This is a genomic window from Butyrivibrio fibrisolvens (assembly GCF_037113525.1).
Classification (GTDB): Bacteria; Bacillota; Clostridia; order Lachnospirales; family Lachnospiraceae; genus Butyrivibrio; species Butyrivibrio fibrisolvens.
Genome location: NZ_CP146964.1, coordinates 90515 through 117352, shown reverse-complemented (window position 1 = coordinate 117352; position 26838 = coordinate 90515). Strand labels below are relative to the sequence as shown.

Annotated in this window: 22 protein-coding genes; 2 read left to right on the top strand and 20 right to left on the bottom strand. The window is 39.3% G+C overall.

All coding sequences use genetic code 11. From position 1 onward, the window contains the following. Positions 1-319: 319 nt before the first annotated feature. Complete coding sequence (locus WAA20_RS20365) at positions 320-1084, top strand: hypothetical protein (RefSeq protein ID WP_073389520.1); 765 nt, start codon at positions 320-322, stop codon at positions 1082-1084. A gap of 107 nt (positions 1085-1191) precedes the next feature. Here WAA20_RS20365 and WAA20_RS20360 read toward each other — a convergent pair whose 3' ends face one another. The 13 genes from WAA20_RS20360 to WAA20_RS20300 all read right to left on the bottom strand — a co-directional run bounded on the left by WAA20_RS20360 (position 1192) and on the right by WAA20_RS20300 (position 15434). Beyond that, the gene (locus WAA20_RS20360) at positions 1192-2013 is read right to left on the bottom strand and encodes a response regulator (RefSeq protein WP_073389519.1); all 822 of its coding nucleotides are present in this window, start codon (positions 2011-2013) and stop codon (positions 1192-1194) included. Between the two features lie 129 nt (positions 2014-2142). Then, positions 2143-3426, bottom strand: a complete 1284-nt coding sequence (locus WAA20_RS20355; protein WP_073389517.1) for a histidine kinase — start codon at positions 3424-3426, stop codon at positions 2143-2145. 206 nt (positions 3427-3632) lie between these two features. After that, positions 3633-4613: a hypothetical protein gene (locus WAA20_RS20350; RefSeq protein WP_073389516.1), complete on the bottom strand. Its 981-nt coding sequence runs from the start codon at positions 4611-4613 to the stop codon at positions 3633-3635. 157 nt (positions 4614-4770) lie between these two features. Beyond that, on the bottom strand, positions 4771-5646 hold the full coding sequence (locus WAA20_RS20345; protein WP_073389514.1) for a HAMP domain-containing sensor histidine kinase: 876 nt from the start codon (positions 5644-5646) through the stop codon (positions 4771-4773). 62 nt (positions 5647-5708) lie between these two features. Beyond that, positions 5709-6992, bottom strand: coding sequence for an erythromycin esterase family protein (locus WAA20_RS20340; RefSeq protein ID WP_073389513.1), 1284 nt, complete (start codon positions 6990-6992; stop codon positions 5709-5711). Positions 6993-7004: 12 nt separating this feature from the next. Then, positions 7005-7742 (bottom strand): hypothetical protein, encoded by a 738-nt coding sequence (locus WAA20_RS20335; RefSeq protein ID WP_073389511.1) that lies wholly within the window; start codon positions 7740-7742, stop codon positions 7005-7007. A gap of 16 nt (positions 7743-7758) precedes the next feature. After that, complete coding sequence (locus WAA20_RS20330; RefSeq protein ID WP_073389510.1) at positions 7759-8523, bottom strand: hypothetical protein; 765 nt, start codon at positions 8521-8523, stop codon at positions 7759-7761. Further along, entirely contained in the window at positions 8501-9430 is a 930-nt protein-coding gene (locus WAA20_RS20325) for an ABC transporter ATP-binding protein (RefSeq protein WP_073389508.1), read from the bottom strand. The genes WAA20_RS20330 and WAA20_RS20325 overlap by 23 nt, the downstream gene beginning before the upstream one ends. 188 nt (positions 9431-9618) lie before the next feature. After that, complete coding sequence (locus WAA20_RS20320; protein WP_073389507.1) at positions 9619-10317, bottom strand: response regulator transcription factor; 699 nt, start codon at positions 10315-10317, stop codon at positions 9619-9621. Positions 10318-10552: 235 nt separating this feature from the next. After that, positions 10553-12022 (bottom strand): methyl-accepting chemotaxis protein, encoded by a 1470-nt coding sequence (locus WAA20_RS20315; RefSeq protein ID WP_073389505.1) that lies wholly within the window; start codon positions 12020-12022, stop codon positions 10553-10555. 112 nt (positions 12023-12134) lie between these two features. Then, positions 12135-14045 (bottom strand): AAA family ATPase, encoded by a 1911-nt coding sequence (locus WAA20_RS20310; RefSeq protein WP_073389504.1) that lies wholly within the window; start codon positions 14043-14045, stop codon positions 12135-12137. Between the two features lie 186 nt (positions 14046-14231). Further along, positions 14232-14975, bottom strand: coding sequence for a YwaF family protein (locus WAA20_RS20305; RefSeq protein WP_338802866.1), 744 nt, complete (start codon positions 14973-14975; stop codon positions 14232-14234). A gap of 51 nt (positions 14976-15026) precedes the next feature. Next, positions 15027-15434 (bottom strand): (deoxy)nucleoside triphosphate pyrophosphohydrolase, encoded by a 408-nt coding sequence (locus WAA20_RS20300; protein WP_073389501.1) that lies wholly within the window; start codon positions 15432-15434, stop codon positions 15027-15029. Between the two features lie 422 nt (positions 15435-15856). On the opposite strand from WAA20_RS20300, the gene WAA20_RS20295 reads away from it, so the two are divergent. Beyond that, positions 15857-16093, top strand: coding sequence for a GlsB/YeaQ/YmgE family stress response membrane protein (locus tag WAA20_RS20295; RefSeq protein WP_073389499.1), 237 nt, complete (start codon positions 15857-15859; stop codon positions 16091-16093). A gap of 322 nt (positions 16094-16415) precedes the next feature. Here WAA20_RS20295 and WAA20_RS20290 read toward each other — a convergent pair whose 3' ends face one another. The 7 genes from WAA20_RS20290 to WAA20_RS20260 form a co-directional block, all read right to left on the bottom strand. Further along, a complete protein-coding gene (locus WAA20_RS20290; RefSeq protein WP_338802865.1) occupies positions 16416-17279 on the bottom strand; it encodes a DegV family protein in 864 nt (287 codons plus the stop codon). A gap of 260 nt (positions 17280-17539) precedes the next feature. Further along, positions 17540-18427, bottom strand: coding sequence for a cation transporter (locus WAA20_RS20285; protein ID WP_073389496.1), 888 nt, complete (start codon positions 18425-18427; stop codon positions 17540-17542). A gap of 101 nt (positions 18428-18528) precedes the next feature. Next, on the bottom strand, positions 18529-19728 hold the full coding sequence (locus WAA20_RS20280; RefSeq protein ID WP_073389494.1) for a hypothetical protein: 1200 nt from the start codon (positions 19726-19728) through the stop codon (positions 18529-18531). Between the two features lie 145 nt (positions 19729-19873). Beyond that, a complete protein-coding gene (locus tag WAA20_RS20275; protein ID WP_073389493.1) occupies positions 19874-20683 on the bottom strand; it encodes a response regulator in 810 nt (269 codons plus the stop codon). Continuing rightward, positions 20680-21195 carry a hypothetical protein gene (locus WAA20_RS20270; protein WP_073389492.1) on the bottom strand — a complete coding sequence of 172 codons (516 nt, stop codon included), beginning with the start codon at positions 21193-21195 and terminating at the stop codon, positions 20680-20682. Before WAA20_RS20270 ends, WAA20_RS20275 begins: the two co-directional genes overlap by 4 nt. A gap of 106 nt (positions 21196-21301) precedes the next feature. Continuing rightward, complete coding sequence (locus WAA20_RS20265) at positions 21302-24796, bottom strand: EAL domain-containing protein (protein ID WP_073389490.1); 3495 nt, start codon at positions 24794-24796, stop codon at positions 21302-21304. 177 nt (positions 24797-24973) lie between these two features. Then, a complete protein-coding gene (locus WAA20_RS20260) occupies positions 24974-26788 on the bottom strand; it encodes a hypothetical protein (RefSeq protein ID WP_073389489.1) in 1815 nt (604 codons plus the stop codon). Positions 26789-26838 lie beyond the last annotated feature (50 nt).

The following is a 26838-nucleotide window of genomic DNA, read 5'->3' as shown; positions in this document are numbered from 1 at the left end:
TCCTCAGAAATCTGTCGGAATACACGAGTTCTACTGGCTCATGAAGTCCTGATTTCGCCCATCATTGGCAAAACTCATGTAAAATCTCCTTTCGTTGGCAAACTCCATGAAAAATCGACCATAAATGGCAAGCTGAGTGAAAAACTTTTACATCAAGGTTGCCAATGTACAAAAAAGGGAGCCCGAAAAATCGGACTCCCGAAAGATCATTTATTGGCATCATTTATGAAAATGGACAACCCTGGCACTACTCCCTGGCAACTTCAGTATAAAATTCAAATATGGTAAGATTAATTAAATACTATTCAAGGGAGCATCCATGTATATAAACATCAAAAAACACATATTATCCAATGCCATACTGTTGACTGCAATCACCAAAATAATTGCAGCACTCTGTGAAGGCGTTATACGTTTTGTTGTAAAAAGTAACAATTCGTTAACTCCTGACATGCTTGATATCGTGTTGTGGCGCTCTCAGTTGGCTGTATCAGCCTTACAGATAGTCATAATCACACTGATATTCTTTCACGCATATAAGAAACTAAATCACTATTTAAGCCTGGTTGAAAAAGATGACAGAAAAGACATGGAGAATCTTCAGAAAGAATATCTTGGAGATAAGCTTGCTTCCCTATCTATATCCTCGATAAACAGACTCTTTCAGCTTTGGGCTGTTATTTTTGTAGGGGCCGAACTCATCTACGTTTTCACTTCGATCATGTACAGGAGATTTATTGGAATTCTGATGGATGCTCTTTCTCTTGGAGAAGGCATGACAGACGGGACATTCGTAATGCTTTACAACATGACCCACGGATTTAAGTATATTGAAATTCTCTCCGCCATCCTACTGGGCGTTGTTATGACGGGAATCTTTTTAAATGATCGTTTCTTAAAATTATCATCTATGGCAATACTTTTAGTATTCCTTATTTCTTTTGCATCGATACAGATGCAGACCGTATATCTCATGGGTCGCGAAATAGGCATCGTATGGACATCCATGATATATCACATAACAGAAACAATAGGTCTATTCCTACTATCTTTATATCTATCTAAGCATTATAAGGGTTTATGAAGTCAAACTTATTCTGGCATTACAAAGGCTCTTAAAGTTCATATCTTTTCAGGCATATAAAAATATTTTGTTTTATATCTAGCAGGGATAGAAAAAGATGATGAAGATCAAATCTCCATCATCTCTGTTAGATACCCTTCTGTTTCGCTGGCCCAGGTATAGGAGCTCATGTACTCTCCCGTAAAGCTGTTCATAGCAGCTTTATCTTTATTAAGAAATTTAAAGAGGTCGCAATCGATCTTGTCGGCTACTATTCGCATCTGGCCGCTTTCGATCTCAAAAATATCTGAGATACCGTACTCTTCAAGCGTATCTTTAAGGCTTCGTATTATAGTGTCAAGATACTTCTGCTTTGCTCTGTCGTAGTCATCATCTTCCCACAATATATAAAAAATATCTTTTCTGGAGACAAACTGTCCGCGGCGGTCAACAAGGCATGCGATCAGTTCTTTGGCCTTATTGCGTTTAAAGGCTACAAGCTTGCCGTCTACAAGGATATTGAAATATCCGAAAGTTTCTACTTTAACTCTTGGCACATCTTTAGATTTAGTGCCTGATTCTGTAGCAGATCCTGCTGTCTGCAAAGCATATTCAAGCTCAGACACAAGCTTATCATAGCTTATAGGCTTAAGAAGATATCCTGTAGCATGCAGAGCGTAAGCATCAACTGCATATTCAGAATATCCTGTCAAAAAGATCACTTTGATATCCGGATTCTTCTCCTTAAGTTTTTGAGCAAGCTCCAGTCCACCCATTTGAGGCATATCTATATCAAGGAGTGCAAGCGTTACAGAAGCCGAATCCAGATAATCTATAGCATCATATGGGTCCATGAACGACTCAACATTTTCAAATAATTTAGTTTTCTTTACCAGATTAACTGTCCTTGTAAGGATCAATGCCTCATCGTCAACACATATAGCATTCATCAATTATCACCCATTTATATCCGTAAATCATAGATTCAATAATCATGTAACTAAGGCTTTATTATCCACCAATTCATCAACTCACAAAATACACAGTGAATGCGTATTTCTATAATTTAAATTCATTTTTTATTCGAATTCAACATCATCCGCTCTGACAGGTATTCTAATAGTAATAGTCGTGCCCTCTCCTACCACACTTTCCAAGGAGAAGGTTCCACCAGTCATACTCTCAATCCTGTCTCTTACGTTTCGAACACCTATATGATCACCTTTTTCAGTAGCTTCCATCATCTTATCTACATCAAAACCTTTTCCGTTATCGCAGATTACAATAACATGTGTTTCTCCATCCAGATAGGTACTTACTGATACCCAGCCGTGTTTCTTTCCTCTTACACCATGACGGATTGCATTTTCAACCATTGGCTGAATAGTAAGCGGCGGAATGAGAAAGTTCTCATCAGCTATATCATATTCAATACGTATAGACGGGAATCTGACCTGCTCTATGTCAGAATAGGCTCTGGTGTGCTCAATTTCTTTTTTCACAGGGATAAGGGAATCCTGATTGAGAGAATTGATGTTCTGCCTCAGATATACAGCGAACTCTTCTATTACTTTAGAAGCTCTCTCAGGGTCAGTCTCAGTCAGCGCCTGAATGGTAGAGAGGGCGTTGAACAAAAAGTGAGGCTGGATCTGCGATATCATGATCTTGATCCTCTGCTCTGCCTTAACGGCATCCTCATGTTCCCTAACAAACTGAAGATGCATCCAGATGTAGAAAAATACCGTGCTCTCAGTTATCGCCACAGTAAGGAAAGACACCGGAGGATTATATGTAAGTGACAGGTCCATGAAAACAGCTATTGCGACAATGATCGCGATTATAGCAGGCACAAGGCTTTCTGCTCGCCTAAGGCCTCTATATTTGATAAAAGCTCCTATGACAAGCCACAATATCAGGATAAAACTTGTTACAAACGGAGCCAGACCAAGCGGTCCTCTAACCCAGCGACCAGTCTCCGTAAACTTAAATACCCAAGGAGCAAATAAAGGAGTCAGACAGATAATTGTATTTATTAGAACTATACTAAAAAGATATTTAAGCCCCCAGTCGTTGCCGGAAAGCCTGATAAACAGATATAGAACGAACACTCTTACTATGTAACTGATACAGGATGTTATAGTAAACCCCAACGCTACATGGGTTCCAAAAAGTTCGCGACCATATGGCTCGCTTATCTGCGGCTCTATGATCAGATAAGCAACAATAAGCGCAATAAGATAAGCCCTACGTCTGTTTTCTTTTTTGACGTAAGGATCGATAAGAACAGCCGTCACAACACCTACAAGCTGCAATATGAGCGCCATATTGAGCGCGATTATTGTCTGAACATTTGGATTACTCATATCGATTCCCATATTTAAATTTTATCATAGAAACACCAGGCATAGCCATCCCACCTATACCTGGTGCATTATATCTTTACTATCAGTATGTACCTAAAGGTGCCTTTTGATGCGTCTTTTTATACTAATAGATAACATCTGTTTTTAGAAGATTCCAAGAGATCTCCTTAAGATTGGCTCTTTATGATTGCAGAATTCTATTGATTTTATTCAAATGAGAGGCTATCAATGATTGATGCAAGGGCATCACTTACAGGAATATCAATCGCATCATCACCGCATACATGAGTTGTGAACTCGAATATAAGATATCCGCCCATATATTCTCTTATGAATGAAGACTCATAGAGGCCAGGGCCCATCTGTTCAGGATTTGCATTAACATAGAATCCTTCAACATCCTCTGTTCCTGGGAAAATACAATCAGTTACAGTTGCATCTTCGCCATATGCTTTTGCAAGATCCTGAGCCTTAGCTTCTGCATCCATATCAACATCGTATGTAACAGATATCATGCTGGTTCCTGCACATTCGCCTGTATATACGAAAAATGTTGCAGGGCCTCCGCCGCTTACTTCAATGCAGGAAGGATCATATTTTACGCTCCATCCGTTTGCATCGTTGTAAACAAGATCTTCGCCGCTTGCTGCATTAAGATAATTCACAGCACTGAAACCATCAGCTTCTGCGCCATTTACAAGCTCAAACACAAGCTCGCGCTCCGGAATATCCTCAAAATATCCATATACAAAGCCGCCCTCTGCACCAGTAATGATCAGAGTATCTTCAGCGCCATCCTGACCACCGAATGAAAAAAGAACCTTGCCCTCTTCCTGGGTTATATCGAACGGAAGACCTATATCGTCATTTTCTCCATCTGCTGTATAGCCGTAATCCTCTGTGTTAAATACATAAAAATATGTCTTCGGTGGATTCTCTGCTTCTCTTGCATAGTTAGCATATACACCTTTTGTAAAATATGGCGGCTCAGCGATCTCATCACCTGTTGCAACAGTATCTGTCTTAGGTGTTGATGCAAGGCTTTCATCTATAACAAATCCTTCAGAACTTTCTTCAGGGCTATTGGCCTTATCAGCTGCACTATTTCCACATCCAGCGACAGTTACTACAGACATCATTGTTGTAAGAGCAAAAATCATTGTGTTTACTACATTGTTTCTTTTCATAATAATCTCCCTTTCATTTGTATTAAGTATCATTTGAATTTGTTTTCAATCACTTTACAAACTGTAGTATAAATACCCATGTCCAACAAATGTCCACCAAGGCATAAAAATACAGTACAGGTGCGCTTTTGGCATCCCTGTACTGTACAATTTTGATTTAAAAAGAAACACTTATTGCAAGTTTTCCATCTTCATAATTTGCGTTTATAGGACAGTCCATTCGGTCAGCGAAGACCTTGACTATGGATAGTCCAAGACCTGTAGAACCCCTTTTTGCGTTCTCTACACTAAAGAACCTGTCGAAAAGCTTATTAACGTCTACAGATGAAAGCTTGGCAGCTGAATTGGCAAATCTTAATTCTCCTTCATCGGAAAGAGATATATAAAGGTCGCCGTCGCTGTATTTAAGAGCATTGCTCATGAGATTATTTATAATTCTTTCTACATAAGTTGGATAAAGATTTCTTACGATCTTTTCTTCAGTTATGTTTACTTCAGGAGTTATACCCCTTGCACTAAGTGCTGCATAATAGTCCATTATGCAGTCTTCAAGCACCTGGCCTACGTTAACAGCTTTTTTCTCTTCAGTAATCTCGCCCCCAGTTATTACAGAATACTCAAAGAGCTCTTCTGTGAGCTTTTTCATATGCTCAGTACGGCCTTCGATTATTTCGAGATACTTACTAAGTTCGGGGCTCTTGTCCTGCTTTTTGGCAAGTTCAAGATAGCCGCTGATAGCCGTAAGGGGCGTCCTTATATCATGAGAGATATTGGTGATCGCAGCCTTTATCTCCATGTCGCCATGTTCATACCTGTTATAGGCTTCCCTTAACAGCTTAAGCGTCTTATTCATCGAACTTGCAAGAGCCATGATCAGCGGATCTATGCTGGATACTCTGATAAGCGTGTTGCTCCTAAGCGTTGCCCTTTCATCGTATTCTATTCGAAGTTGTTTGATTGAATATCTTATAAATATAATCCTTATTATCAGTAATATATTTACAAGAACGCTTAAACATAACAGGTATGTCATTAATTGCTCCTTGGAAGGTGATATTTAGTAATACTTGATTACTGCATTATTAAATCTTTGATTCAATAATGTATTGTCTTAATAGGTGTGATCGAGTAGAAATAAATAACTGCGTCAAATTTCTCTGTAGCTATAACCTTCATGCGCTCGCCCTTATAAAGGTCCTGTGAAGGGCTATAGCCTTCACCAACAATTCCCATGAAATTGTAGTTATTGATTATATCGTACACCTTACTATTCTCATCTGTAATCTTGGAGAAATCAAGACAAAATCTGCCATCTTCCATGAACTTTGCCTGATATGCAAGTGTGTTCTCACTGCAAGTTGAAATTGTAGTTCTTTCGTACTTATCGTCGTAAGTACCTGCTACATGGATATCAACTACAGCGTTGTAATAGTCTGTTCCTATGCAGAAGTAACTGCCACCTGAAAGTCTGTCAATGTAATCTCCCATTGTAAGGTCATCTTCGTCATAAATACAACTTGCAGAGCCCTTCATAACATGGGCATTATGTCCTGTGATAACGATCTGTGAATAGCCTCTGTAATCTTCAAGAGTCCAGCAGCTCATAAGGTTCTTGCCCATACAATAATCTCTGTTATCACCAAACTCTTTGGTCTCTGTTTCAAGATCAGGTGAGTCAATTCTTTCAAGGATCATCTCGAATACAAGGGCAAGCTGCTTCTGCTTTAAGTTATCTGAAGCAGAAAGTCTGTCATAAACGCCCTGATAGAAGTCTCTTTTTTCAATGCTCTGATTAAAATCTGAAAGCTCGATAGAGCTGATCACATCCTGCTCTTCTTTTGACAAAAGATCTGTACCCTTCTTGATAAGCTCCTGCAGATAATAAACTCCTGTGTATTTATCCTGCATGTCTACGCCGTAGAACATCAACGACTCTTCGTAAGGCACTGTCATGTTGTAATCCTTCATATACTGTAAAAGATCTACGATCTGCTGTGTGTCATACAAAGGATAGGTCTGGTCGCCAACAGCTGCAACAAGGTCTGAATCTGGATCATGGATGGCATCGTTGAGCATAAGACCCTCACCGACTGATATCTCAAAAGCAATAGCTCGTCCATCTCCATTATTTACTACTTTTTCAAGGATCTCTCTTTTTATGATCTGAAGTTCTTTATTGCCGTGGGTTGCTTCTCCAATGCCTACAACCTTAACGTCCTTAGGAATCTCAAAGTCGTCGAATTTAATTGCTACATCTTCTATTCCATCGATTTTTTTGTCAGAACTAAAAGCTCCTGAGAAGCTGACAAAAGAAAGACTTCCAATAAATACAATTATTATGGCCAAAAGAACTAAAAGGCCGGTTCTATATTTTTTCACAGTATTCACTCCTCATTTAAGCTGTCTTTTCTTTAGGCCAAGATTTGCAACAAGTACCATTAAAGCCATAATGGCAAGAGAAAGAAGGATCTGTATGCCATTGCCTGGATTAGCGTATTCATCGCAAAAGCCTGTATGTGTAAACCACTGGCCAACAACAAAAACGTTGTATAGTACTGAGAAAAAGAATCTTGTAGCACCTCTTGAAAGCATCATAAAAGCGTTACCCATAAGCATGAAGTACCAGTTGATGTTAAGAATAGCAAAAGCCAGGATAACAACAGCAATGACATTCTGAATTCTGAAGGAAATAAGCATCAGAACTGAGATATAAGCCCAAAGTGCAAAGAGGAATATTGTAAGGCCAAGAAGCTCTGTGCCGTTAAAACGGGCTCCACCAAGGATTCCACCTGCAAGATAGCAAAGGAACATGATCATAGCACCTGTCATATGTGCAAAGAGGTGGCTGAAGTAGATCTCAGAGTTTGAAAATCCAGCTACTATCTTGTTTCTGATAACTCCGTCACGGTATTCGCCATTAGTAAATAAGGGAACAAATATTGTTGCGAAGATGATCATTGCTATTCCAAGGAAAAGAACCATGGTCTCAGCTCCGAACAGCTGATAAATAGCAATATTAAAAATGTTACTTGATATACATAAAGTAATAAGAAATGCTAAGATACATCCACCGACAAAGACGATGTTTTTAAAGAATCTACGCATATTGCTTTTATATAAGTTGGTCATAACTATTCTCCAATGATTACTTGATTTCTTTTTTTCCAAAAATAATAAGTCCGGTTACGATAGATATAATGGTAAGTCCTGCACATCCAGTCAGGTAGTATCTGAATGAGTGATGTGGCATGGCTGCAAGGTACGAATAAGGCACGAATTTATCTATAAAGGTGTAAATTGCAAGCTTGGCGCCTGTGAGTTTGCAGTATCCAGTGCCCGGATACAGCTTATCTAACACATCTGCAGTCAGCAGAGACATTCCAAAGGCAAGGGTAAGTCCAACGACGTATACGATCTTGCTTCCGCCAAATACCATTACCAAAGTTGTGGAAAATGCGCCTATTGCTATACATGTCATTACTGTTACAAGGAAAAATCCTGCTGTTTCAGGAGCAGTATAGTCAAAAAAACCTTTGCTCATCACAAGTGAAATAAGATATGAGCCCACAAAAGCTACGAGGGAATAAATCACTCCCTGAAGCATTCCGCCAAATACAGCAGAGATAAAGGTGTCAGTTCTTGTAACTCCGGATATGAGCTTGTTACGGATACATCCGTCAGCAAAGTCCCTGTCTGATATGATCAGAGTCGAAGCTGTGATCCAGAATATCGCTACTCCGTTAAAAGAAAATATCAGCTCCTCAGCTATTATGTAGCCGCCAAATATCTTGCATAGTATAAGATTATAGATGCCGTTTATGATAAGATAGGCAACCAAAAGGGCAAGACCTATGTGAAAGCCTTTGCAGTAAAGAGTTTTTCTGGCATCAGCATACAGATTTCTGAGCATTGTCCCCGCCTCCTAAAAGTGAAAGATAAAAGGCTTCAAGACTCTCATCTCGCTCTTCCATCTTGATGATGTTGCAGCCAACCTTTTCGAAATCTCTGGCTACATCTGAGAAATTAAGCTCTGCATAAACATCAGCTGTATTTCCATCAATTACCTTGTACTCAACATTCTTTTCATCCATGACCTTGGAAAGAAGACTAACATCGCTTACTTTCATGCGCAGTGACTTTCTGCATTCCTGCTTAAGCTCTTCTGCGCTCATCTGACGAACGATGTGGCCGTGATCAATGAAGCCGTAGTTAGTTGAGATCTTGGCAAGTTCATCAAGGATGTGGCTTGAGATTAGGAAGGTGATTCCCCTTTCTTTGTTAAGCTTAAGGATAAGCTCTCTTATCTCGATGATACCCTGAGGATCAAGACCATTGATAGGCTCGTCAAGGATGATAAAATCAGGATCTCCGCAAAGAGCAACTCCGATTCCAAGACGCTGGCGCATACCAAGGGAAAAGCTTCTTGCTTTTTTCTTACCAGTATCAGATAAGCCTACAAGCTTAAGAATATCGTCAACGTTGTCATAATCAGGAAGACCCAGCATAAGGCACTGCTGAACAAGGTTATCTCTTGCTGTCATATCCTTGTAGATGGCGGGAGATTCAACAACAGCTCCCATTCTGTGTCTCATCTTAATGATCTCTTTAGAACCAAGTTCTGCTCCCATGATCTCATATGATCCATCTGTAGGAGTCTGTAGACCGCACATAAGTCTTATAAGAGTTGTTTTGCCGGCTCCGTTTTTACCAACAAATCCATATATTGCACCTTTGGGTATTTCAAGGTTTACTCCTGAAAGTGCATCGAATTTTCCATATCTTTTACTTAAGTTCTTTGCTTTAAATACATATTCCATCTTTATAGCCCTCTTGTTGAATTGATTGTTGCTTTATTACCTGCAGGATCAAGTCTGTCATAACTTGAAACCCTGCTTGGTTCCTACTCAAAAGAAAATACCACTCTCCGGTCAAGAAAGTGGTATAGAAAAGGTCAAGATTTGGTCAAGATTAAAATCTTTATCTTTTTACTTTTGAAATGATCTTCTTAAGTATGAAACTGGAAACCAATACCATAAATAGCATCTATATGATTTTGGTTATCCATAAGCTGGAGTTTCTTACGGATGTTGCTTATATGCTGTTTTAAAGATCTCTCGGTACAGTCAGGTGTATCTTCACTTATCCTGTCAAGGATAGTGCTACGTCCAAGGGGTCTGCCTGAATTGGACATTAGAAGACCTAAAATAGCAGCTTCCGTTCTTGTAAGATTAGTCTCCTGCCCGCCAATTGTCACAACATTAAGAGAAGTGTTAAGTGCAACATCGCCTACTTTTATAACGCTTTCATCTTCAACACTTCTATTAGTGCTTCCTTTTGATACACCCGCAAGGCGAAGATGGGCTTCAATCCTTGCTATTAGTTCAGCCAAGATAAAAGGCTTGGTGACATAGTCGCATGCCCCTTCCTTTAATAAGCTTATCTTGCTTCTAAGATCTGATTTGGCGCTCATAACTATTACAGGAATCCCCTGTAGCTTACCAATAAGCTCTTCTCCCGATAATCCCGGGAGCATAAGGTCCAGAAGTACCAGATCAGGATTTTTCCTTTCTAATAGCAAAAGAGCTTCTGTACCTGAGTAAGCTCTTGTTACTTCATATCCTTCAAGCCCAAGTGCCTCCTCAAGCATATCTCCAATATTAACGTCGTCTTCTATTATAAAAATACTATAAGTATACTTTTCCATAAGTTTATGTCACTTTATTCCAGAAAATTATTACTAATCCAAAATTTACTTTAGATATATATTCAGTGAATAAGTGGAGAACAGTATTATTATACTACATCATAAGGAATGCTGAATCAACAGAAAATAAGCGGCTTACAACCAATTATGGCAGGAAACCGCTTTACTTGAATCTGATTTTATATAATTATATATTCATGGAAAAATAGTTTTTTATATTATTACTTCTATTGATTTACTTCCTTCCACTTCGGCTTATCTTCAGGATATCATCCAAAAGCCCCTTGGTAGTAGACATATCATTTTTACAATCCTGACTTATCTCAATACTAGACTGGGCTGATGCAGCAACCTCTTCTGAAGTAGCAGAAAGGTTACTGATTGCATCCATAACCTTTGTATTGGCATCTACGCAGGCATCGACATTGTCTGAGATCTTGCCGGCTCTTGAGGTAAGATCTGTAACCTTGTTGAGGATGACTTCGAACTTCTCACCTGTTTCAGTAATGATCTCGCTCTGCTCATTAGCAGAGTCAACACTCTTTTGCATATTTGCAGATGCTGTATTAACCTTTTGGAGGAGGTCGTCAATAGTAGCAGCTATCTGCTCTGCCGAAGCCTTAGTATTCTCAGAAAGAGCTCTGATCTCATCAGCAACAACAGCAAAGCCTTTTCCGGCTTCTCCGGCTCTTGCAGCTTCGATAGAAGCATTTAATGCAAGAAGATTGGTCTGACCTGAAATACTGAGGATCGTACTTACGATCTCTTTTACCATACCGGCTGACTGCTGCAGATTAGAAGTCATCTCTGCTGTCTCAGCATTGATAACAGAAGATTCTTTTGACTTATTATTAAGGGTCTTAACAAGGCTGTTACCTTCGTTTATATCTTCTTTAACTTCATCGGCATTTCTGCGCATAGCTCTTGACTGATGAGCTATATCTTCGAGAGATTTAGTGATATGGGAGTTCATCTCTGTCTGAGTCTGTATTGCTTCTGCGGTATGGGTTATCGCTGTAGAGATTTCCTCAGAAGCTGATGCGCTGGACGTAACTTTATCAGAAAGTGATTCCATGGCATCATTGGCATCTTCAAGTTTTTCTCCAATCTTGATGCCTATATTTTTGATGACCTCTGCATCTTTTTGCTGCTGTTTTGAAGCTTCTTCTATCTCATCTAAGGATTCCTTGTTCTGTTTCTTATTAAGCCTTGAATAGAAAATACCCATGAGTGACAACAGGATCATGAAAACAGCATCTGTCAGTACAGCATAGATTCTGTCTGCATACTCAGTAGAATATGTAGAAAACAAAGGAATATACAGGAAATTTATAGCTATCGTAAATATGGACGTAACAAGGGTAAGTGCCAGATCAGCATAAAGCAAGGACAATATCACCAGAGCCGGTCCAAATGCCCATATATAAGTAATGTGAACGGATCCAAGCATTACTACCAGATATCCGGCCGCCAGACATCCAAGCATCAGATATTTGCCACGCGTCTTCCCTTTAAACATTATAAAGAAGGCTACACTAGCAACAAAAATGATTCCCTGCATTACAAGCATTATCGCCGTGTTAACAAATCCAACACGCCCACCTTGGTACAGAACAGTTGATAAGATTTCAAAAAACTGAATGATACATGAAAATTTGAACGCAAGAAGATTACTTTCCTGATAGTGCTTTTCCTGTAGACTCATAAGCTCTCTCCGATAAAAATGTGCAAACATAATGTTACATTTATTTATCGGCAAATTTGAATCAATTATTCAGTGGATTATTCATCCAATGTAATAGTTTTATTCTTAGTGTTCACCTTGCTTTTATCGCTACTTCTTTTCCGGAAAATGCCATACCCAGCTTGATGATATCATGAATCCCAGCCTGTACCATTTCAGAGTCATAGTGCTTGTCATCTATTTGTTTCAGAGCTTTATCAGCGAGTTTAGATAATGCGCTTTGATCCATATCTTTTTCCCATTTTATTTCTATTATTATCCCAGCATTATTTTTATCTTTTGGGAAAAGACTGACATCATATCTACCATCTCCAGACTCACGATTTGATTTGATCTTGTACTGGTTATCCATTAGTGCAATCAGGCCAAGAACAAGTCCATGATAAAATCCTTCTGCTCCGGCATCGTAGAAGCTTATAGATTTGGTCATGTATTCGCCAACTGCCTTCTGGAGTCTGTCTTTATCATTTGAATAAAGACTCTCTGCGATAATATTGGAAGTAGCATCTTTGATAACTCCAATTGTTGTATAGTATGACAAAATCTCGCTCTTATAGACTGCAAAGATTTCGTTATTTGGAATTGCTATTTCACACATATAACTTCCATCTGCCTGTAGCTGTTTTTTTACTGGTTTTAAATAACCTGCAACCAGAAGTATACTGTATATATTTGCAGGGTCATCAGACAGGGATCTGTAAACAGTAGTCTGGTTGATCCTTGCCACCACTCTTTCACCCTGCATTAAAGCAAGTAGTCTTTCATAAACATCATCAGAAGATACCTTCATAACATCTTCTATGATTTCATTTCTACCCGCATTAACCCAGTATGCCTGGGGATTACAATCTTTTGATATGTAATTGATAACAGACCATGGGTTATAGATTTCCTGATTACCAAAAATATATCCATCGTACCATTGCTGCAGCTCTTTTTCCTTATGAGTACATCCATAGTATTCCAGCATCTGATGTACTTCTGGGTAGGTAAATCCAAAGAAGCTTTCGAAATCATCGTCCAGTACGGTATTGACCGAAAGGTTATTGAGCCCGCTGAAAATACTCTCCTGAGCTATGCGAAGAATTCCTGTAAGGAAGCCATATGCAAGATACTTGTTATCTTTGAATCCTCCGGAAAACAGATTACGCATAAAGCCTATTATTTCGTCATAGAAGTTTTTTGAATAGCCTTCCTGAATTGGCGTATCATACTCATCTACGATTATTATGGCATTCGTTTCGTAGTGCTTATATAACATTCTGGAAAGATTCTCCAAAGCTGCGGATAGTTCCACCTCGTTTGCAGAGCCATTTACTATCTTGTTGTAATAAGCCTTTTCATAATCCGCCAATTTAGGACTATCAACCAGCTTGTCATGCCTGCCATATTCAGTCTGAAGGAGAGCTGACAATTTTGATAAAGTAGCTTCCCAAGAATCAAACTTTACATCTTTGAAAGATAAGAATATAACTGGGTATTTACCCTGATGTCTCGTATATTCTTCTCCACAGGCCCATATTCTCTTATCTTTGAAATATATGCTGGTGTCTTCTTCTGACATTTCAAAGAAAACCCTGAGCATATCCATGTTGAGAGTTTTTCCAAATCTTCTAGGTCTGGTGAACCGTGAAACCAAGGGCTTTTTGTCGAGAAAATCCTTGATAAGCAAAGTTTTATCAACATAATAGTATTCGGATTGAGCACGAACGTAGTCAGAAATTCCGATGGGAAGAGGCTTTCTGGACATAGTAGCATTAGGCGCGGTGGAATTATCAGTGTTTGGTACAAGAACGGCTTTGTTATCACTTTTCCTGTACTCCCCTGTTTTAACTCTGCTATCTTCCGGCTTAACAACATCATCTGGAATCTGCCAGATTCTACCTTCTTTATACGCACCAGGAATCTTGCCTCTATTGCACAAATATGAAACTGTACGTTCGGATATTCCCCATTCAATTGCGATTTCTTTGCTAGTTTTCATATATTCTCCAAAATAAGTAGACGTTTTTACGATACATTCTACTACTATTATAAATATATTGCGGCAATATATCGAGTTTTGGAGGATATTTTGCCGCAATATATCATTTTTCACGGTAATATATCAAACTTTTTGCGGCAATATATCATGTCATTTTGATATATTGCCGCAAATCATCACAATTTCTTATCTTGTTATTCTCTTCAGTTCTACCCCTAGGTACAAGATCAAAATCACAGCAATGGTCAGTCCTGCATAGCCAAGAAGGTATCCGGGAGTGCCCATAAATGAAGCCATCCAAGAAAGTGGACTGTTTGGCACAGGCCAGTTCACAAAGAAATAGTTGCACTCAAAATGCTTATCAAAAGCATAAATTGGCGGAACAACCACACATAAGAACAACAGGCAATAATGAATATGCCTGATTGACGGATTAATTTCTTTACGTTTGATCAAAAGTATTGGATATAGAATTAGAAGCCCATGCCATACATAGCTATAGATATTCATGAAATTCAGCACAGGATAATAGATCGTCCAGTCTGCGAACATTAGTGCCGCAATTGATGCCGGCATGATAATAATGAAGGCAATTTCTCCAAACACCTCCTTTGCCCATCTCCACGGCAGCCATTCTCTAAATAAGAATACAAATATTCCTATACTACAGATATGAAGCGGAAGATATCCTATTCCAAATCTGTGAACACTGATAAGAAATAAATCCTTAAATACTTCCATTCCAAGCATCAAAACAGGTATTATCTTTAAGATAACTCTTTGTTTTCTATCTTCTAGCCTGATAATGAAACAACTGATCACCCATGTAAGAAACAACGTAATTCCCACACTCAAAATATGAGCTATTCCAAACAATGGATAGCCCATCCCTGCAGGTATATCATCCTGTTGTTTCCAAAAGAATTCCATACTTGGAAATAACCACCTTTCCATCTTCTACTTCTAGGCCCTTTATGGGTTTTACTTATCGCTCATTCTCTCTTTAATCTTGGGTATCAGTGCAAGATCTGCAGGAAGCCAGTCAACACTTCTAAGCTCTCCATATTCAAGCCACTTTGCAGCCTCATGCTCTAAAAGCTCCAGCTCCCCTTCAGCTACTGTAGCCCAGAAACAATGCATATGAAGATGAAATGTATCATAGTCATGATCAATAACATCTATAAGATCATGCACTTCTATGACAGCTCCAAGTTCTTCTTTAATCTCTCTGACAAGGGCCTGCTGTGGCGATTCCCCCTCTTCTATCTTTCCCCCCGGGAATTCCCAACCATCTTTAAATTCGCCGTAGCCACGCTGGGTCGCAAATATCTTTTTCTTATTCTTATAATCGTCGCATATAATTGCTGCAACCACGTTTACTGTTTTCATACATTTCGCTCACTTCTGTTATTTTCTGAACTGTCTACTTTTATAGCTTCAGTTTAATCAAAACTACTCTTAGTATACTATATCTATTATCTATTTATCTAACCTGTATTACCCATAAATATCGCATAAACCTTGAATATTCCTGAGGATGACAGTTTATAAATGATTATCTTGTCTTTGAAAAATATATTAAATTCAAGAGCTTGATAGATGGATATTTATATTCTGTTAAGGGTCCGCATGTTTGAGCGCAGCGAGTTTCGGACCCTAGAATATAAATATACAGATATCATGCCTTGAATTTTATATATTTTTCATGACAAGAAAATCATTTATAAACTGTCATCCTCAGGAATACCACAACCTTTAAGTTTTATGTGCTATAATCATAGATACCAAAAATATTTATGGAGGACTATGAAATGGGAATTATTTTCGGCCTTATTCTTGGTGCAATAGAAGGATTCATTGCCAGCAAGTTAATGAATGAGAAATCCGGCACAATTAAGAATATCATTCTTGGTATCGCCGGTGGTGCTGTTGGTGGATTCGTATTCAGACTTATTGGATTTGCACCAACTAACCTCATCGGAAGCCTTGTTGTTTCCGTAGTAGGAGCATGCATCTGCATTTGGCTTGGAAGAAAGCTCTTCAAATAAGCACTTTTTAAAGTCGGGACACGGCCAAACCGGCAATGTCATTAAAATAAGATGATATTCAAAAGTAAAAAGAGAACCGATACCTATGAATAAGGTAATCAGTTCTCTTTTTACTTGAAGACTTCCATTTCAATGCATGTTTTTAGTCAAATTCAGTAATACGGGAGACGATTTCTTTAAGAGTTGTAATACTAATATTCCTCGTATCGTTCATAGGCAGGATCGCGAACAAGTTACTGATTTCCTCAACAAAGACCACATAATCTCTATGCTGGAGAATCACAAAAACATCAGTATAGAATATCTTTATATTCTGCTGAATTTATCTCTCAGTACCCCAGAAGAAAAGTCCAAGCATTCCCGGGCCAACGTGCGCTCCGGAGAAAGGCTCATGCTGGGATATTGTTATGTTAGCCTTTGGATTAATATCCTTGACCATCTGAGCAAGCTTATTAGCATCCTCAAGGCAGTCTCCATGAGATATGCAAACCGTCTGATCTTCTGTATCCATTCTCTTTTCAGCATATTTATTAACTATAGCCTTAATAGCATTATTGCGGCCTCTGACTTTGCTGCAGGAGATAATATGTCCTGTACTGTCACCAAAGAGGATAGGCTTGATATTAAGAATTGTACCGATCTGAGCAGTTACACCGCTTACACGGCCTGTATTTTTAAGAAAATTAAGATCATCTACAGTAAAGTACTGACAGGCATGTGGAACAGCTTCGTCAAGGATCTTAGCTGCTTCCTTACAGGAAACGCCGTCCTTACTAAGTTTTGCAGCCTTAAGAGCAAGAATTCCATTACCAAAGCCGCAACCGTGTGAATCTACGATATGAATGAAGCTGTCGGGATATTCTTCCATAAGCTCATTTGCAGCATTGATCGCAGCATTATAGGTTCCGCTGATTCCTGAGCTCATAGCCACATAGATGATATCTTCGCCTTTTTGGGCTAATGGTGTGAAATAATCCAGAAACAGAGCTGTATTTAAAAGACTTGTCTTGATCTTGTCTCCGTTTTTAAGACCTTCATAATACTCGTGTCCGTTAAAATCTTCTATATCTCCTGTATAAGTAACCTGATTATCATTTACAAGATAACTGCATGGTAAAAGAGTGATTCCCTCCAGAAGCTGTTTTGGCAGGTTTGCAGTTCCATCTGCAAATACATGAAAACTCATCATTACTCCTCCGCTTAGTAAAAAATTTATAAGTAAGTCTACTGATAATCGCTGAAAAAACTCCCTAAGCGACAATCAGAATTCTATTATACAACAAAAACATCATTTGATGTAGTTATTAATACTACATTGGGCAATCATATCATAAGTTAACCGATTCTTCTCATTAATTAGCAATTATCCAGTCAGAATATATCAATTATATTACGTTCGACGTTTTAGTTTTGCTGCCCAAACTCAAATAATAATATTATGCATTCTCAAATAACAACATTAATATGACAATCTCCCAGCTCTTCCCTGATTCGCTCTTCTATCTTCGCAGCTGCCGTTTTCACGTCCTGGTATTTCATATCAGCTTTAAATGTAAGCTCAATATCAATATACTTCTCCTCACCGTTGATCCTGCTTCTGACTTCGCCAAACTCTTCATAGCTGTCATAGAATTCATTTAATACTTTGATTATCTTAAGCTGGCTTTCTTCATCCAGCGTCCTGTCTACAAGCTCAGATACTGACTCCCTCAAATGTTTCATAACTATAGTGAAAAAAGGTACTACGATGATAAGACATACGACCGGTGAAAAATATCTGATCCAGAGTGTTCCTTCAAAAACAAGTGATATAACAAGCGTTATTATTGATGCAGCATCAAAGAAGAACTCTTTTTGAGCGCTGACAAGAGCTGTATGGAACATCTTGCTATGGCTTCCGGACAGTATCTTTTTTTGCTGTCTTAAGATTATAAGATCTATAAATAGACCTGCTATACTTACTGCAAGTGCCAATCCAAGATACTTTTCATCTTCTTCAGGCGCAAACAACCCTTTTATTGCAAAAAAAGAAACGCAGAAAAGACCGGTAATATCGAATATTTCGCAGCACAAAGCTGTGATAGCTTCAACCTTCCCGGTTCCGTAATTAAATACATATTTGAGATTTCTTGACAGCTTCCCTGATAAGACAAGGAGAATTATACCAGGAATAAGAATACTTGCATTTTCGATAAACTCAAGCCAGACTACTACTGATCCACTGGCACTTGCTGCTATAAATGAAGTGAAAAACTCAGGAAGCCGCCAGAGGATAAGCAGTAGCGCAATCCTCTGCTGATTCCTGAGTTCAGTTTTCTTTGAATCATGATCCATAATTATTATCTCATATGATCTATTGACCAATTCTTATATATCGTATGATCTATGATTGATTCATCATTTCTTATATCTTATGAGCTAAAACTAATCAATCTTTACATTTTACAGATGATCGTCATCTCAACCTTGTCGCCCTTTACGCCCACGATCACATCGCTTGCGATATTGGCTACGATTGATTTTTCAAGCTCATCCCAGGCGTCTTTGGATGCATCATCACTACTCTTTGCATATTCAAGGCTGTCTCTGTAATCGTTTAACGACCACATCATTCCATATTCGGAAATTCCTTCCATGCCGCTATACATACCTAATGAGCCGCAATCTATTATTCCGCCATACTCTCTGCTTAAATTTGCAACATTTTCATAGTTTAGAAGACCGTTTTGTATTACATCTCCGATCTTGTCCATGAAGCCTCTTATACTGCTGTTTTTATGGTCAGAAGAAAGAGACAGAAGATCCGTCTTCTTGTCATAATCCATCTCAGTTTTGGCCACAAGCTTTAAGCAGAAGCTATTCTTGTACTTTTCAAGCCATACAACAGCCTTATAGTTTTCTATCATCTGCGCTAACATTCCGAGGGTCTCTTCAAAAACAAGCTTTGCATGAATAGCGTTCTTTCCTTCAAGAGAGAGTTCATCAATGATATCATCTGCTCTGTCGAGCTCTCTGGAAAGGTCTTTTCCTGTTCCTATGATTATCTGACTTGAAGTTGCTTCAAGGGTATGAGCAGAAATAAAGGACAAGGTCTTTGTAAAGTCCTTGGTCACTACCATTCTTATTACGTCTTTACCGGTAGTAATCTCGATATCATCGGCAAGGTTTGCAACAAGAGACCTCTCAAGATCATCCCAGGCTTCCACGTCATACTTATCTTCAGCTTTTTTGGCCTTAAGCTGTCTTTGATATTCCTTCAAAGACCAGCTCTCTTCTTCGGGGAACTTAATCATGAACATATCTGTAAGCTTTTTGAAAAAGCCCTTATCTTCAGTAACGGTTCCGGACGTAGCTATAGAGCCAAGCTCGTCCTTCTGGATACCTTCAAGGGTCCCTTCGCACTCGATGATGATACGAGATACTCTATTGTTCCCTTCAAACCATAATTCAACATGGCGGTTGTTTAATATTTGCTTTACAAGCCTTAAGACCTCTTCGGTCAAAAGCCTGAATTTCAAAGATTCCTTATCTTTAATCCCAATATCAAAAGAATAGTCATTAAGGACGTTATACGCTCTTTCGATATCATTTTTTACATCTCTGATCGTTACATGTTCCGATTTGGTATAATCCATATTCGACCTCCGCAACGTTATTAAGTTCATATATATAATAATATCACGAATATCACAAAACTAGCACACATATATCCGATATGTTAAAAAACAAAATACAAAATCGCTTATTCTATATCTGGTAAGAACTATATCCAAAGCATCATCAGACTTCCTCAAGCTCATAACTTATCTCATCAAGTTCTGCATGGAAGAACTCGCACCAGCTGTACTGGTTCATGTAATCTCCTGTATATCTGTACTTGGAATCATTCTTGTTTTCAAGCCAGTCGTAGAGGTCACACTCAATCTTGTCTTTGGCGATAGCCATGCTACCACGCTGCTTTAGGATAATGCCGTCAAGCTTTAGCTTTGAAAAGGTATTCTGAAGATCCTGGCGAAGGTTACACAGATACGACAGCTTTTTTTCCGGATCACCATCATCCTCCCACAAAGAGGCGATGATCTCTCCATTTGTGGTCTGGGCACCTTTATTATTTACAAGAAGCGCCACTATCTCTTTAGTGCGCTTATACTTGAATTCTACAGGTTCTCCGTCTACAAAGAGTTCGAAATTACCAAAGGTCTGCGCAAATACCCTCTTATATTTTTTTCTTATCTCGGGATAGCGCAGGGATTCAAGTTCTTTTTGAATCTCTTTGGAAGACGATGGCTTCTTGAGATAGCCACTGGCATGAAGCTTCATTGCTTCATAAGCATAATCCGTATGCTGCGTCAGATATATAAGATTGATATAGGGGTTAAGCTCTGTCAGATACTTGCCAAGGTCAATTCCATTAAGCTCGGGCATCTTAACATCAAGAAAAGCCACATCTATCTCTTCTTCTCTGGCTTTGGCAAGAGCTGCAAGAGAGCTGTCAAAACCAAAGAAGTCTGCATCAGGAACTGTCTTTGTAATAAAGCCTTCGATCTTCTTTAAGGAAGTGCTGTCGTCATCAACTGCGATTATTCTCACTTTGCACCTCCTGTAAGAATAGATACACTTTTAAGCTGCTGGTTCTGCCTCTGCAAAGAAGTCATATGGAGGGGATCTGCTTCTCCTACAACCAGTGTCTGTCCATCGTTTAGTGCAGCTTCATGCAATGGTCCTGAATGCATGTCTGAGATCACAAGCGCTGCAAATCTATCGTAATTGTCATCATCAATTACAGGAAAATGATATTTCATCCTGTACCAGTGTTCAGGATCATAACCGGCATCTCCTATATAGAGTCTGTCAGCAGTATCAGCAACGTCTCCAGTCCCTGCCTTTTGTCCATCTATAAGACCGGTATCTTCGCAAAAGAGCACTCCGTATGCTTTCAGGATTCTGTCCCTTACAGTTTCGTCACTTCCGTTCTTATTCTTTCTCCCTGTAAGAGAATCCATTACCTCATAATAATAGTCCTGCGACTCTTCGCTTTCTTCAAAACCAACTATTGCTTCATATAACTTTCTGAAATCCATCTCTTTTTGTACCGATGCCACTAAGTTCTCCCCCTATTTTATGTTATTGTTATATCTTAATGAGGTAGGTGTCAAAAGTTCCTTTTGACACCTAATGACGACTATATCACTTTATTAAGAGATTCTCTCAATTTGATTCTTTTATCTTTAGTTCTTTAAGACGCCTCTTGTTCTCGTACATGCTGGCGTCAGCTCTTTCGAATACGTCAGCGACGTACCTTTCACCATTATATTTGGCTACGCCTCCTGCTATTACTACGTCGCCACTTTCTATATTTTTAGTATTGTTTTCTTCAAGAAGCGACATGAGCTTATCTATATAATTATAATCTCCATCTCTTGTAATTACGACAAATTCATCACCGCCAATCCTGAATACAGGACTATGACGGAAAATCTTACAGATGATCTGACAGCCTTTTTTGATATGATCATCACCCGCCTTATGACCCAGTGAATCATTTATTGTCTTAAGTCCGTTGATATCAAGAACTACAACTGCAAAGGCTGGAGCATTATTTAACGTGATCTGTTCATTGAGCTGAGTTTCAACGTCTATATAGGCGTGCTTATTCTTAACTCCGGTAAGAGCATCAAGGTTAGCTTCATTTCTTGCTGCAGTAAGCTTGGAAGCAGCCTCCTGTTCTCTTTTGACCTGATCATGAACATCCCTTATACCAAAGAGGATTTTTTTCCCATCCCTCTCATCAACAAGGGCTACTCGAAGCTCAACATATCTTGGATCACCTAAATGGATATCTCTAAAAGTCATCTTAAAAATACCAAAGTCATCAATCTGTGACTTGATATTGTCCATTTGAAGTTCTTCTAAAACCCGCTCAAGGTCCTCAGGATAAACCAGTTCTTCACAGGCAGCTCTGAATTTCTCCAAGAAATGGTCACCGGTTCCGGCCATTTTAGGTCTGACAATATTTTTACTTACTACATAATTTGTATAATTACCTGTATATGGATCAACAGTATAGATAACAATATAACTACCTGAAAGAGCAGCTATTCTTGAATAAGTAGTACGCTCTTCCTTGATCCTTTCAAATGATTGCTGCTGCTTCTTCTGCTCATCAATGTTACTTATACTAATAATAATATTGTTATCATCACCTTTAATACGAACCGCTTTCAGATGAACGAATATCGGCTCATCTTTAATATAGAGCCTGAAGGAATATGTATATGAGCCTGTCTGATCCATTGTGGCTATTACATTTTCCATGGTAAAGCTCTTAAAGAAGCTCTCCTTATCCTCATCGTATATTTGCATCAGTATCTCTTTATGACACAGATTAAAGAAATCCGTACCATGTCTTTCTACGTTTAGCTCGTCATATGCATTCCCAGATCCATATTCTTTAAAGTTTTCTGTTTCAAGATCCACATGGTACAGGCTGATATAATCAGATGTAAGTGCCTGGGCTATGATATTGTAATTCAGATTATTCTTTTCACTGGAATTTTCAACACCGAGGATTACCACAGCAAAGGCTACAACTCCTGTAACAGGGTTTACTGCTACGCGTCTAACAAAAACATGCATGAGTGCCCCTTCCGGACCCTTTTCATCGAAAATGACTCTCTGTCCGTCTTTTGCGCACTGCCGCAGGATTCTGGGCAGGATTGTCCTGTCTTCTTCAAATAGTTTTTCAATATTTTTGCGCTCATTAACCAGATTCGCATTATCTCTAATATTGAGTTTAAAAAATGACTTATAGGATGGATTTGATCTTGAAACCCAAAGATACTCATCATCCATCTCCATAATAGCCATTGGAAGGGCATTAAAATAGCTATTTATTAGCTCATCGCTCTTTTCTTCATGGGTTATTGCAAGATCATAAAGATTAACCTTACCGATAACAGAATAGTACTCTGCCTCATTCGGATTCTCAAAGCCTATGAGTTTGCCCCTTTTGCTTCTATCCAGTATTTCCTCGATAGGAACCGGTCTTGTATAATAATAGCCCTGAAGCTTTGAACATCCTACTTCCTTAAGGAATTCTACCTGCTCGGCGGTCTCAACACCTTCAACTACTGTTTCAATACCAAGAGCAACAGCCATCTTGATAAGCTCAGTAAGTATGATCCTGTTTGCAGGACCATTAATAAAATCACGCATATACTGCATGTCAAATTTTATGGTATCAAAATGGATCTTCTGCAGAAGTTCCGGAGAAGAGTAACCACTGCCATAATCGTCCATCCATATCTTAAAACCAAGATCCTTAAATCTGGTTATCTGTGTTTTCATGAAGACAAAATCTCTTCCGATAACACTTTCTGTTATCTCTATAGTCAGAAGAGAATGGTCAAGTCCTACATCATCCATCCGTTTTCTGATCTCTTCAACAATATCACATGAGTAGAAATCCGTTCTTGACAGATTTATAGACTGAGGGACAACATATAAGCCTTCATCCCTTTGCTGTTTGATCTTTTTAATAACCTGTTCGACCACATATAAGTCAAGTTTATAGATTATTCCGGATTCTTCTAAGACAGAAATAAAATCTCCGGGGAAGATCATGCCCCTTTCAGGGTCCTGCCACCTTGCAAGGGCCTCTTCATCACATACTCTGTCATTGGAGGATCTGACAATGGCCTGATAAAAGACCTTTATCCAACCTTCACTAAGCGCCCTGTCAAGATTAGAAAGAACATATTGCCTTATCTCTTCTTTCTGGAGCATCTTTTCATCATAGTAATTTATAGCTGATACATATGATCCTTTTGTAGAATCACAAGCAACCTTTGCCCTGTCACAGGCAACACTGGCATCAACAAATAAATCTCTTGCCTTATAAACACCAATACGAACAGGGAGAGAATTACCACTATTAACATTCTCTATTTCATCCAGAATGGTGTTTAGCTGCTCGTCGAGATTTTTCTGTCCTGTATAAGCCGCAAACTGATCTCCGGTAAATCTGCTGCAGTTATTAGCAGAAAAGTGTTTTATAAGTACATCTGCAACCTTCCTAAGAAGCTTATCCCCTTCCGTAAATCCATACTTCTGGTTGAACATCTTCATACCGCTAAGATCGAAATAAAGCATTACAGGCTTATCTCCATCATTAATAATGCTATATCTTCCTGCTGTTGCAAGCTCAAAGAAGTATGTCATCTGTGGAAGACCTGTCAGGTAGTCATAGCTCTTATTATAGTTTTTGGAATCCTCGTTAACAGATCTGCTCAAAGAATAAGCAGCCGCTCCGCCTTCTCCTTCCGGAGTTTCCACATAAGGTCCCTCGTCAAAATAAGCTACGATCGCAAGTCTGTCTCCTGTAGGCTTATATATATGCTTACCTACTGCCCTTATGATCCTGTACTCACCCTTTATATTATTTCTAAAAAGTACATCATATGTAGCAAATTGATAAGCAGCATCTGCTATGCGTGCCATGTCATCGGGATGTGCATGAGCATACATGTTATTGTTCATCATGTCATAGGCTTCCTGCCTGTCATCATGTTTAAACAGTTCAAGAAAGCCTTTGGAAAGAGCTATAGTAACCAATCGCTTGTCCACGTACTGAAAAATGGCAAGTGGATAGGGATTGTTCTCGATCAGATTGAATTCTTCTTTACTGTAGCTGTATTTCTTCATGCACATCCCCTCATTAGGTTATTGTGGCGTGATCTTAAATAGTAATTTTGAAGCAATATGACAAAGGGGCAGAATTGATATTTGCCCCTATAATCACATTATATCATAGTTATATTATCGGCTATCCATTTATTTTCCTTGACGATCTTATCTTTACCTGATTTTTGAAAAACAGACTTAAGGTTTTACTGTAGCATTTATGATTCCTGCAACTGCCTTGATATTTTCTCTGTCCATCTGCTTATAATCAACGTTTTTGCCTGTATATGAGTTTTCAAAGGCTGAAAGATCGTCGAGTTCATCCCATGGTATAAGGCAGGCATGGCGTTTTGAAACGGTATCTTTGAGGATTCTTACCTTATTATCCCTCTTGTATAGCTCCGCTCTCTTAAGACACTCATCCCTGGTCATGGTCTGATAACCCATAGAATAGTGGAATGCCATCCATCTTAAGTGTTCAGACTGTGCAAGGTTCTCCATACGCTCATCATCCTGCCCCAGTGCTCCGACGCGTCCTATTAGTCCTTTTAAGTAGTCAGCACTTGCATTGCAACTCATACGGCTAAAGTAGTCACATCCCTGCCACTGTTCCTCAGATGAGCCTTCTCCGTAATAGAAGTGATTTATTTCTTTTGACAGGGCATCAAGACTTGTTCCGTAAAGTATTTCGGAGTCAAAGACGTTTGTGATCACACATTCTTCCCTGTGCAGGTTACGAACTATCTTTTCGGCGTAGCACTGGTATACGGGAAGGCTTGAGCCGCTAAGTTCAAGCACATCAAGGATGCCATTGGAGATCTCTTGTCCAACATATTCATCTCCAACTGCTACTACGATAAGGTTAAGGCTCCCTGCCTTATCTTTGACATAATCTGCGAATTTTTCGCTTCTTGCATCATAGGCTTCAAACTTAATGTCGTAATTATCTAAAAGTCCGGGATAGCGGGCATTAAAGAAGCCGTTTCTTTTTTCAAAGTTTGGATCAAATATATGTACATGGAAGCTGCTTCCATAGAACTGGCCCTGGGCTACGACTTTTCGAAGGACTTCCTGTCCTATGGCGCCAAAGCCTGCTATAAGGACATCCACATCTTTGGTTGCTTTACCCTTATCATCAAATGTTATGGTGTCAGCAAGGGGATACTTCCACAGAAGGAGTCTTGCTGCAAGTTCGCTTCTTTCATATACCTTAACGCTTCCATAACCGTAGTGATCTCCAAGAGCCTGGAACTCGCTTCCTATAAGGACTGCTCTTCCGAACATAACGAGCTCAGTCTGGGAAGGGAGTATGTCAGCTTCTTTGAAGCACTTTAGCATCTTCATGGCATAGGCATAGTTGGCTTCGTCATCATCTGAAAGGACGCTTACTCTTATTTTGCCTTTGCCCTTTACCAAAGATATTCTTTTTATTAATTTGGCATTGGGATTCATGGCATCGCTGTCGGCAAATACAAGAGCGCCTGTGCGGTTTAAGATGCTGTCGGAAATGGTTCCTTTGCCGACGAAAACGAGGGATACGCGTCTTTTGCCTGCAAGAGCTTCGCCAAGGCTTATGGTATCATCGTCAATGCCGTATATAAGCTCGATATCATGGATCCTAAGGAGCCAGGTTCTAAAGCCTCTGACGATATCTCTGCCTATGACAAGGATTACGGCACTTACAACTGAATAGTAAGCGAAGAAGTGTACCATCCAGTAAAAGGCTGATGTAAGTGTGTTGTCACCTACGATGCCTACGAAGCTGTCATGGGCGCCGTCACCTGCATTACCGAACATCTTGCCGACGTGGACGACGGTTCTAAGTACGGCGATCACGGGCATGGAGCTGAACTGGTCGGCATCGATGGTGCCGTAGATGAAGATTCCGCCGGCGATGGCGATGAGGAAGGCTATGCCGGTCCACTTTTTAACATGCTCGGTGTCGACGGTAAGCCAGATGATCAAGGCAAGAAATACAGCCGACGAAATCATAATGATCAGAAAGTTGCTCATATGCGTCCCCCTTGGTTAGAGTTAGGTTGTGCCTATTCCTGGGGATGGTA

What these genes read in the sequence shown, in the direction of transcription:
- WAA20_RS20365 (WP_073389520.1), top strand. Translation starts at nt 320, where the DNA reads ATGTATATAAACATCAAAAAACACATATTATCCAATGCCATACTGTTG.
- WAA20_RS20360 (WP_073389519.1), bottom strand. Translation starts at nt 2,013, where the DNA reads ATGAATGCTATATGTGTTGACGATGAGGCATTGATCCTTACAAGGACA.
- WAA20_RS20355 (WP_073389517.1), bottom strand. Translation starts at nt 3,426, where the DNA reads ATGAGTAATCCAAATGTTCAGACAATAATCGCGCTCAATATGGCGCTC.
- WAA20_RS20350 (WP_073389516.1), bottom strand. Translation starts at nt 4,613, where the DNA reads ATGAAAAGAAACAATGTAGTAAACACAATGATTTTTGCTCTTACAACA.
- WAA20_RS20345 (WP_073389514.1), bottom strand. Translation starts at nt 5,646, where the DNA reads ATGACATACCTGTTATGTTTAAGCGTTCTTGTAAATATATTACTGATA.
- WAA20_RS20335 (WP_073389511.1), bottom strand. Translation starts at nt 7,742, where the DNA reads ATGACCAACTTATATAAAAGCAATATGCGTAGATTCTTTAAAAACATC.
- WAA20_RS20330 (WP_073389510.1), bottom strand. Translation starts at nt 8,523, where the DNA reads ATGCTCAGAAATCTGTATGCTGATGCCAGAAAAACTCTTTACTGCAAA.
- WAA20_RS20325 (WP_073389508.1), bottom strand. Translation starts at nt 9,430, where the DNA reads ATGGAATATGTATTTAAAGCAAAGAACTTAAGTAAAAGATATGGAAAA.
- WAA20_RS20320 (WP_073389507.1), bottom strand. Translation starts at nt 10,317, where the DNA reads ATGGAAAAGTATACTTATAGTATTTTTATAATAGAAGACGACGTTAAT.
- WAA20_RS20315 (WP_073389505.1), bottom strand. Translation starts at nt 12,022, where the DNA reads ATGAGTCTACAGGAAAAGCACTATCAGGAAAGTAATCTTCTTGCGTTC.
- WAA20_RS20310 (WP_073389504.1), bottom strand. Translation starts at nt 14,045, where the DNA reads ATGAAAACTAGCAAAGAAATCGCAATTGAATGGGGAATATCCGAACGT.
- WAA20_RS20305 (WP_338802866.1), bottom strand. Translation starts at nt 14,975, where the DNA reads ATGGAATTCTTTTGGAAACAACAGGATGATATACCTGCAGGGATGGGC.
- WAA20_RS20300 (WP_073389501.1), bottom strand. Translation starts at nt 15,434, where the DNA reads ATGAAAACAGTAAACGTGGTTGCAGCAATTATATGCGACGATTATAAG.
- WAA20_RS20295 (WP_073389499.1), top strand. Translation starts at nt 15,857, where the DNA reads ATGGGAATTATTTTCGGCCTTATTCTTGGTGCAATAGAAGGATTCATT.
- WAA20_RS20290 (WP_338802865.1), bottom strand. Translation starts at nt 17,279, where the DNA reads ATGAGTTTTCATGTATTTGCAGATGGAACTGCAAACCTGCCAAAACAG.
- WAA20_RS20285 (WP_073389496.1), bottom strand. Translation starts at nt 18,427, where the DNA reads ATGGATCATGATTCAAAGAAAACTGAACTCAGGAATCAGCAGAGGATT.
- WAA20_RS20280 (WP_073389494.1), bottom strand. Translation starts at nt 19,728, where the DNA reads ATGGATTATACCAAATCGGAACATGTAACGATCAGAGATGTAAAAAAT.
- WAA20_RS20265 (WP_073389490.1), bottom strand. Translation starts at nt 24,796, where the DNA reads ATGAAGAAATACAGCTACAGTAAAGAAGAATTCAATCTGATCGAGAAC.
- WAA20_RS20260 (WP_073389489.1), bottom strand. Translation starts at nt 26,788, where the DNA reads ATGAGCAACTTTCTGATCATTATGATTTCGTCGGCTGTATTTCTTGCC.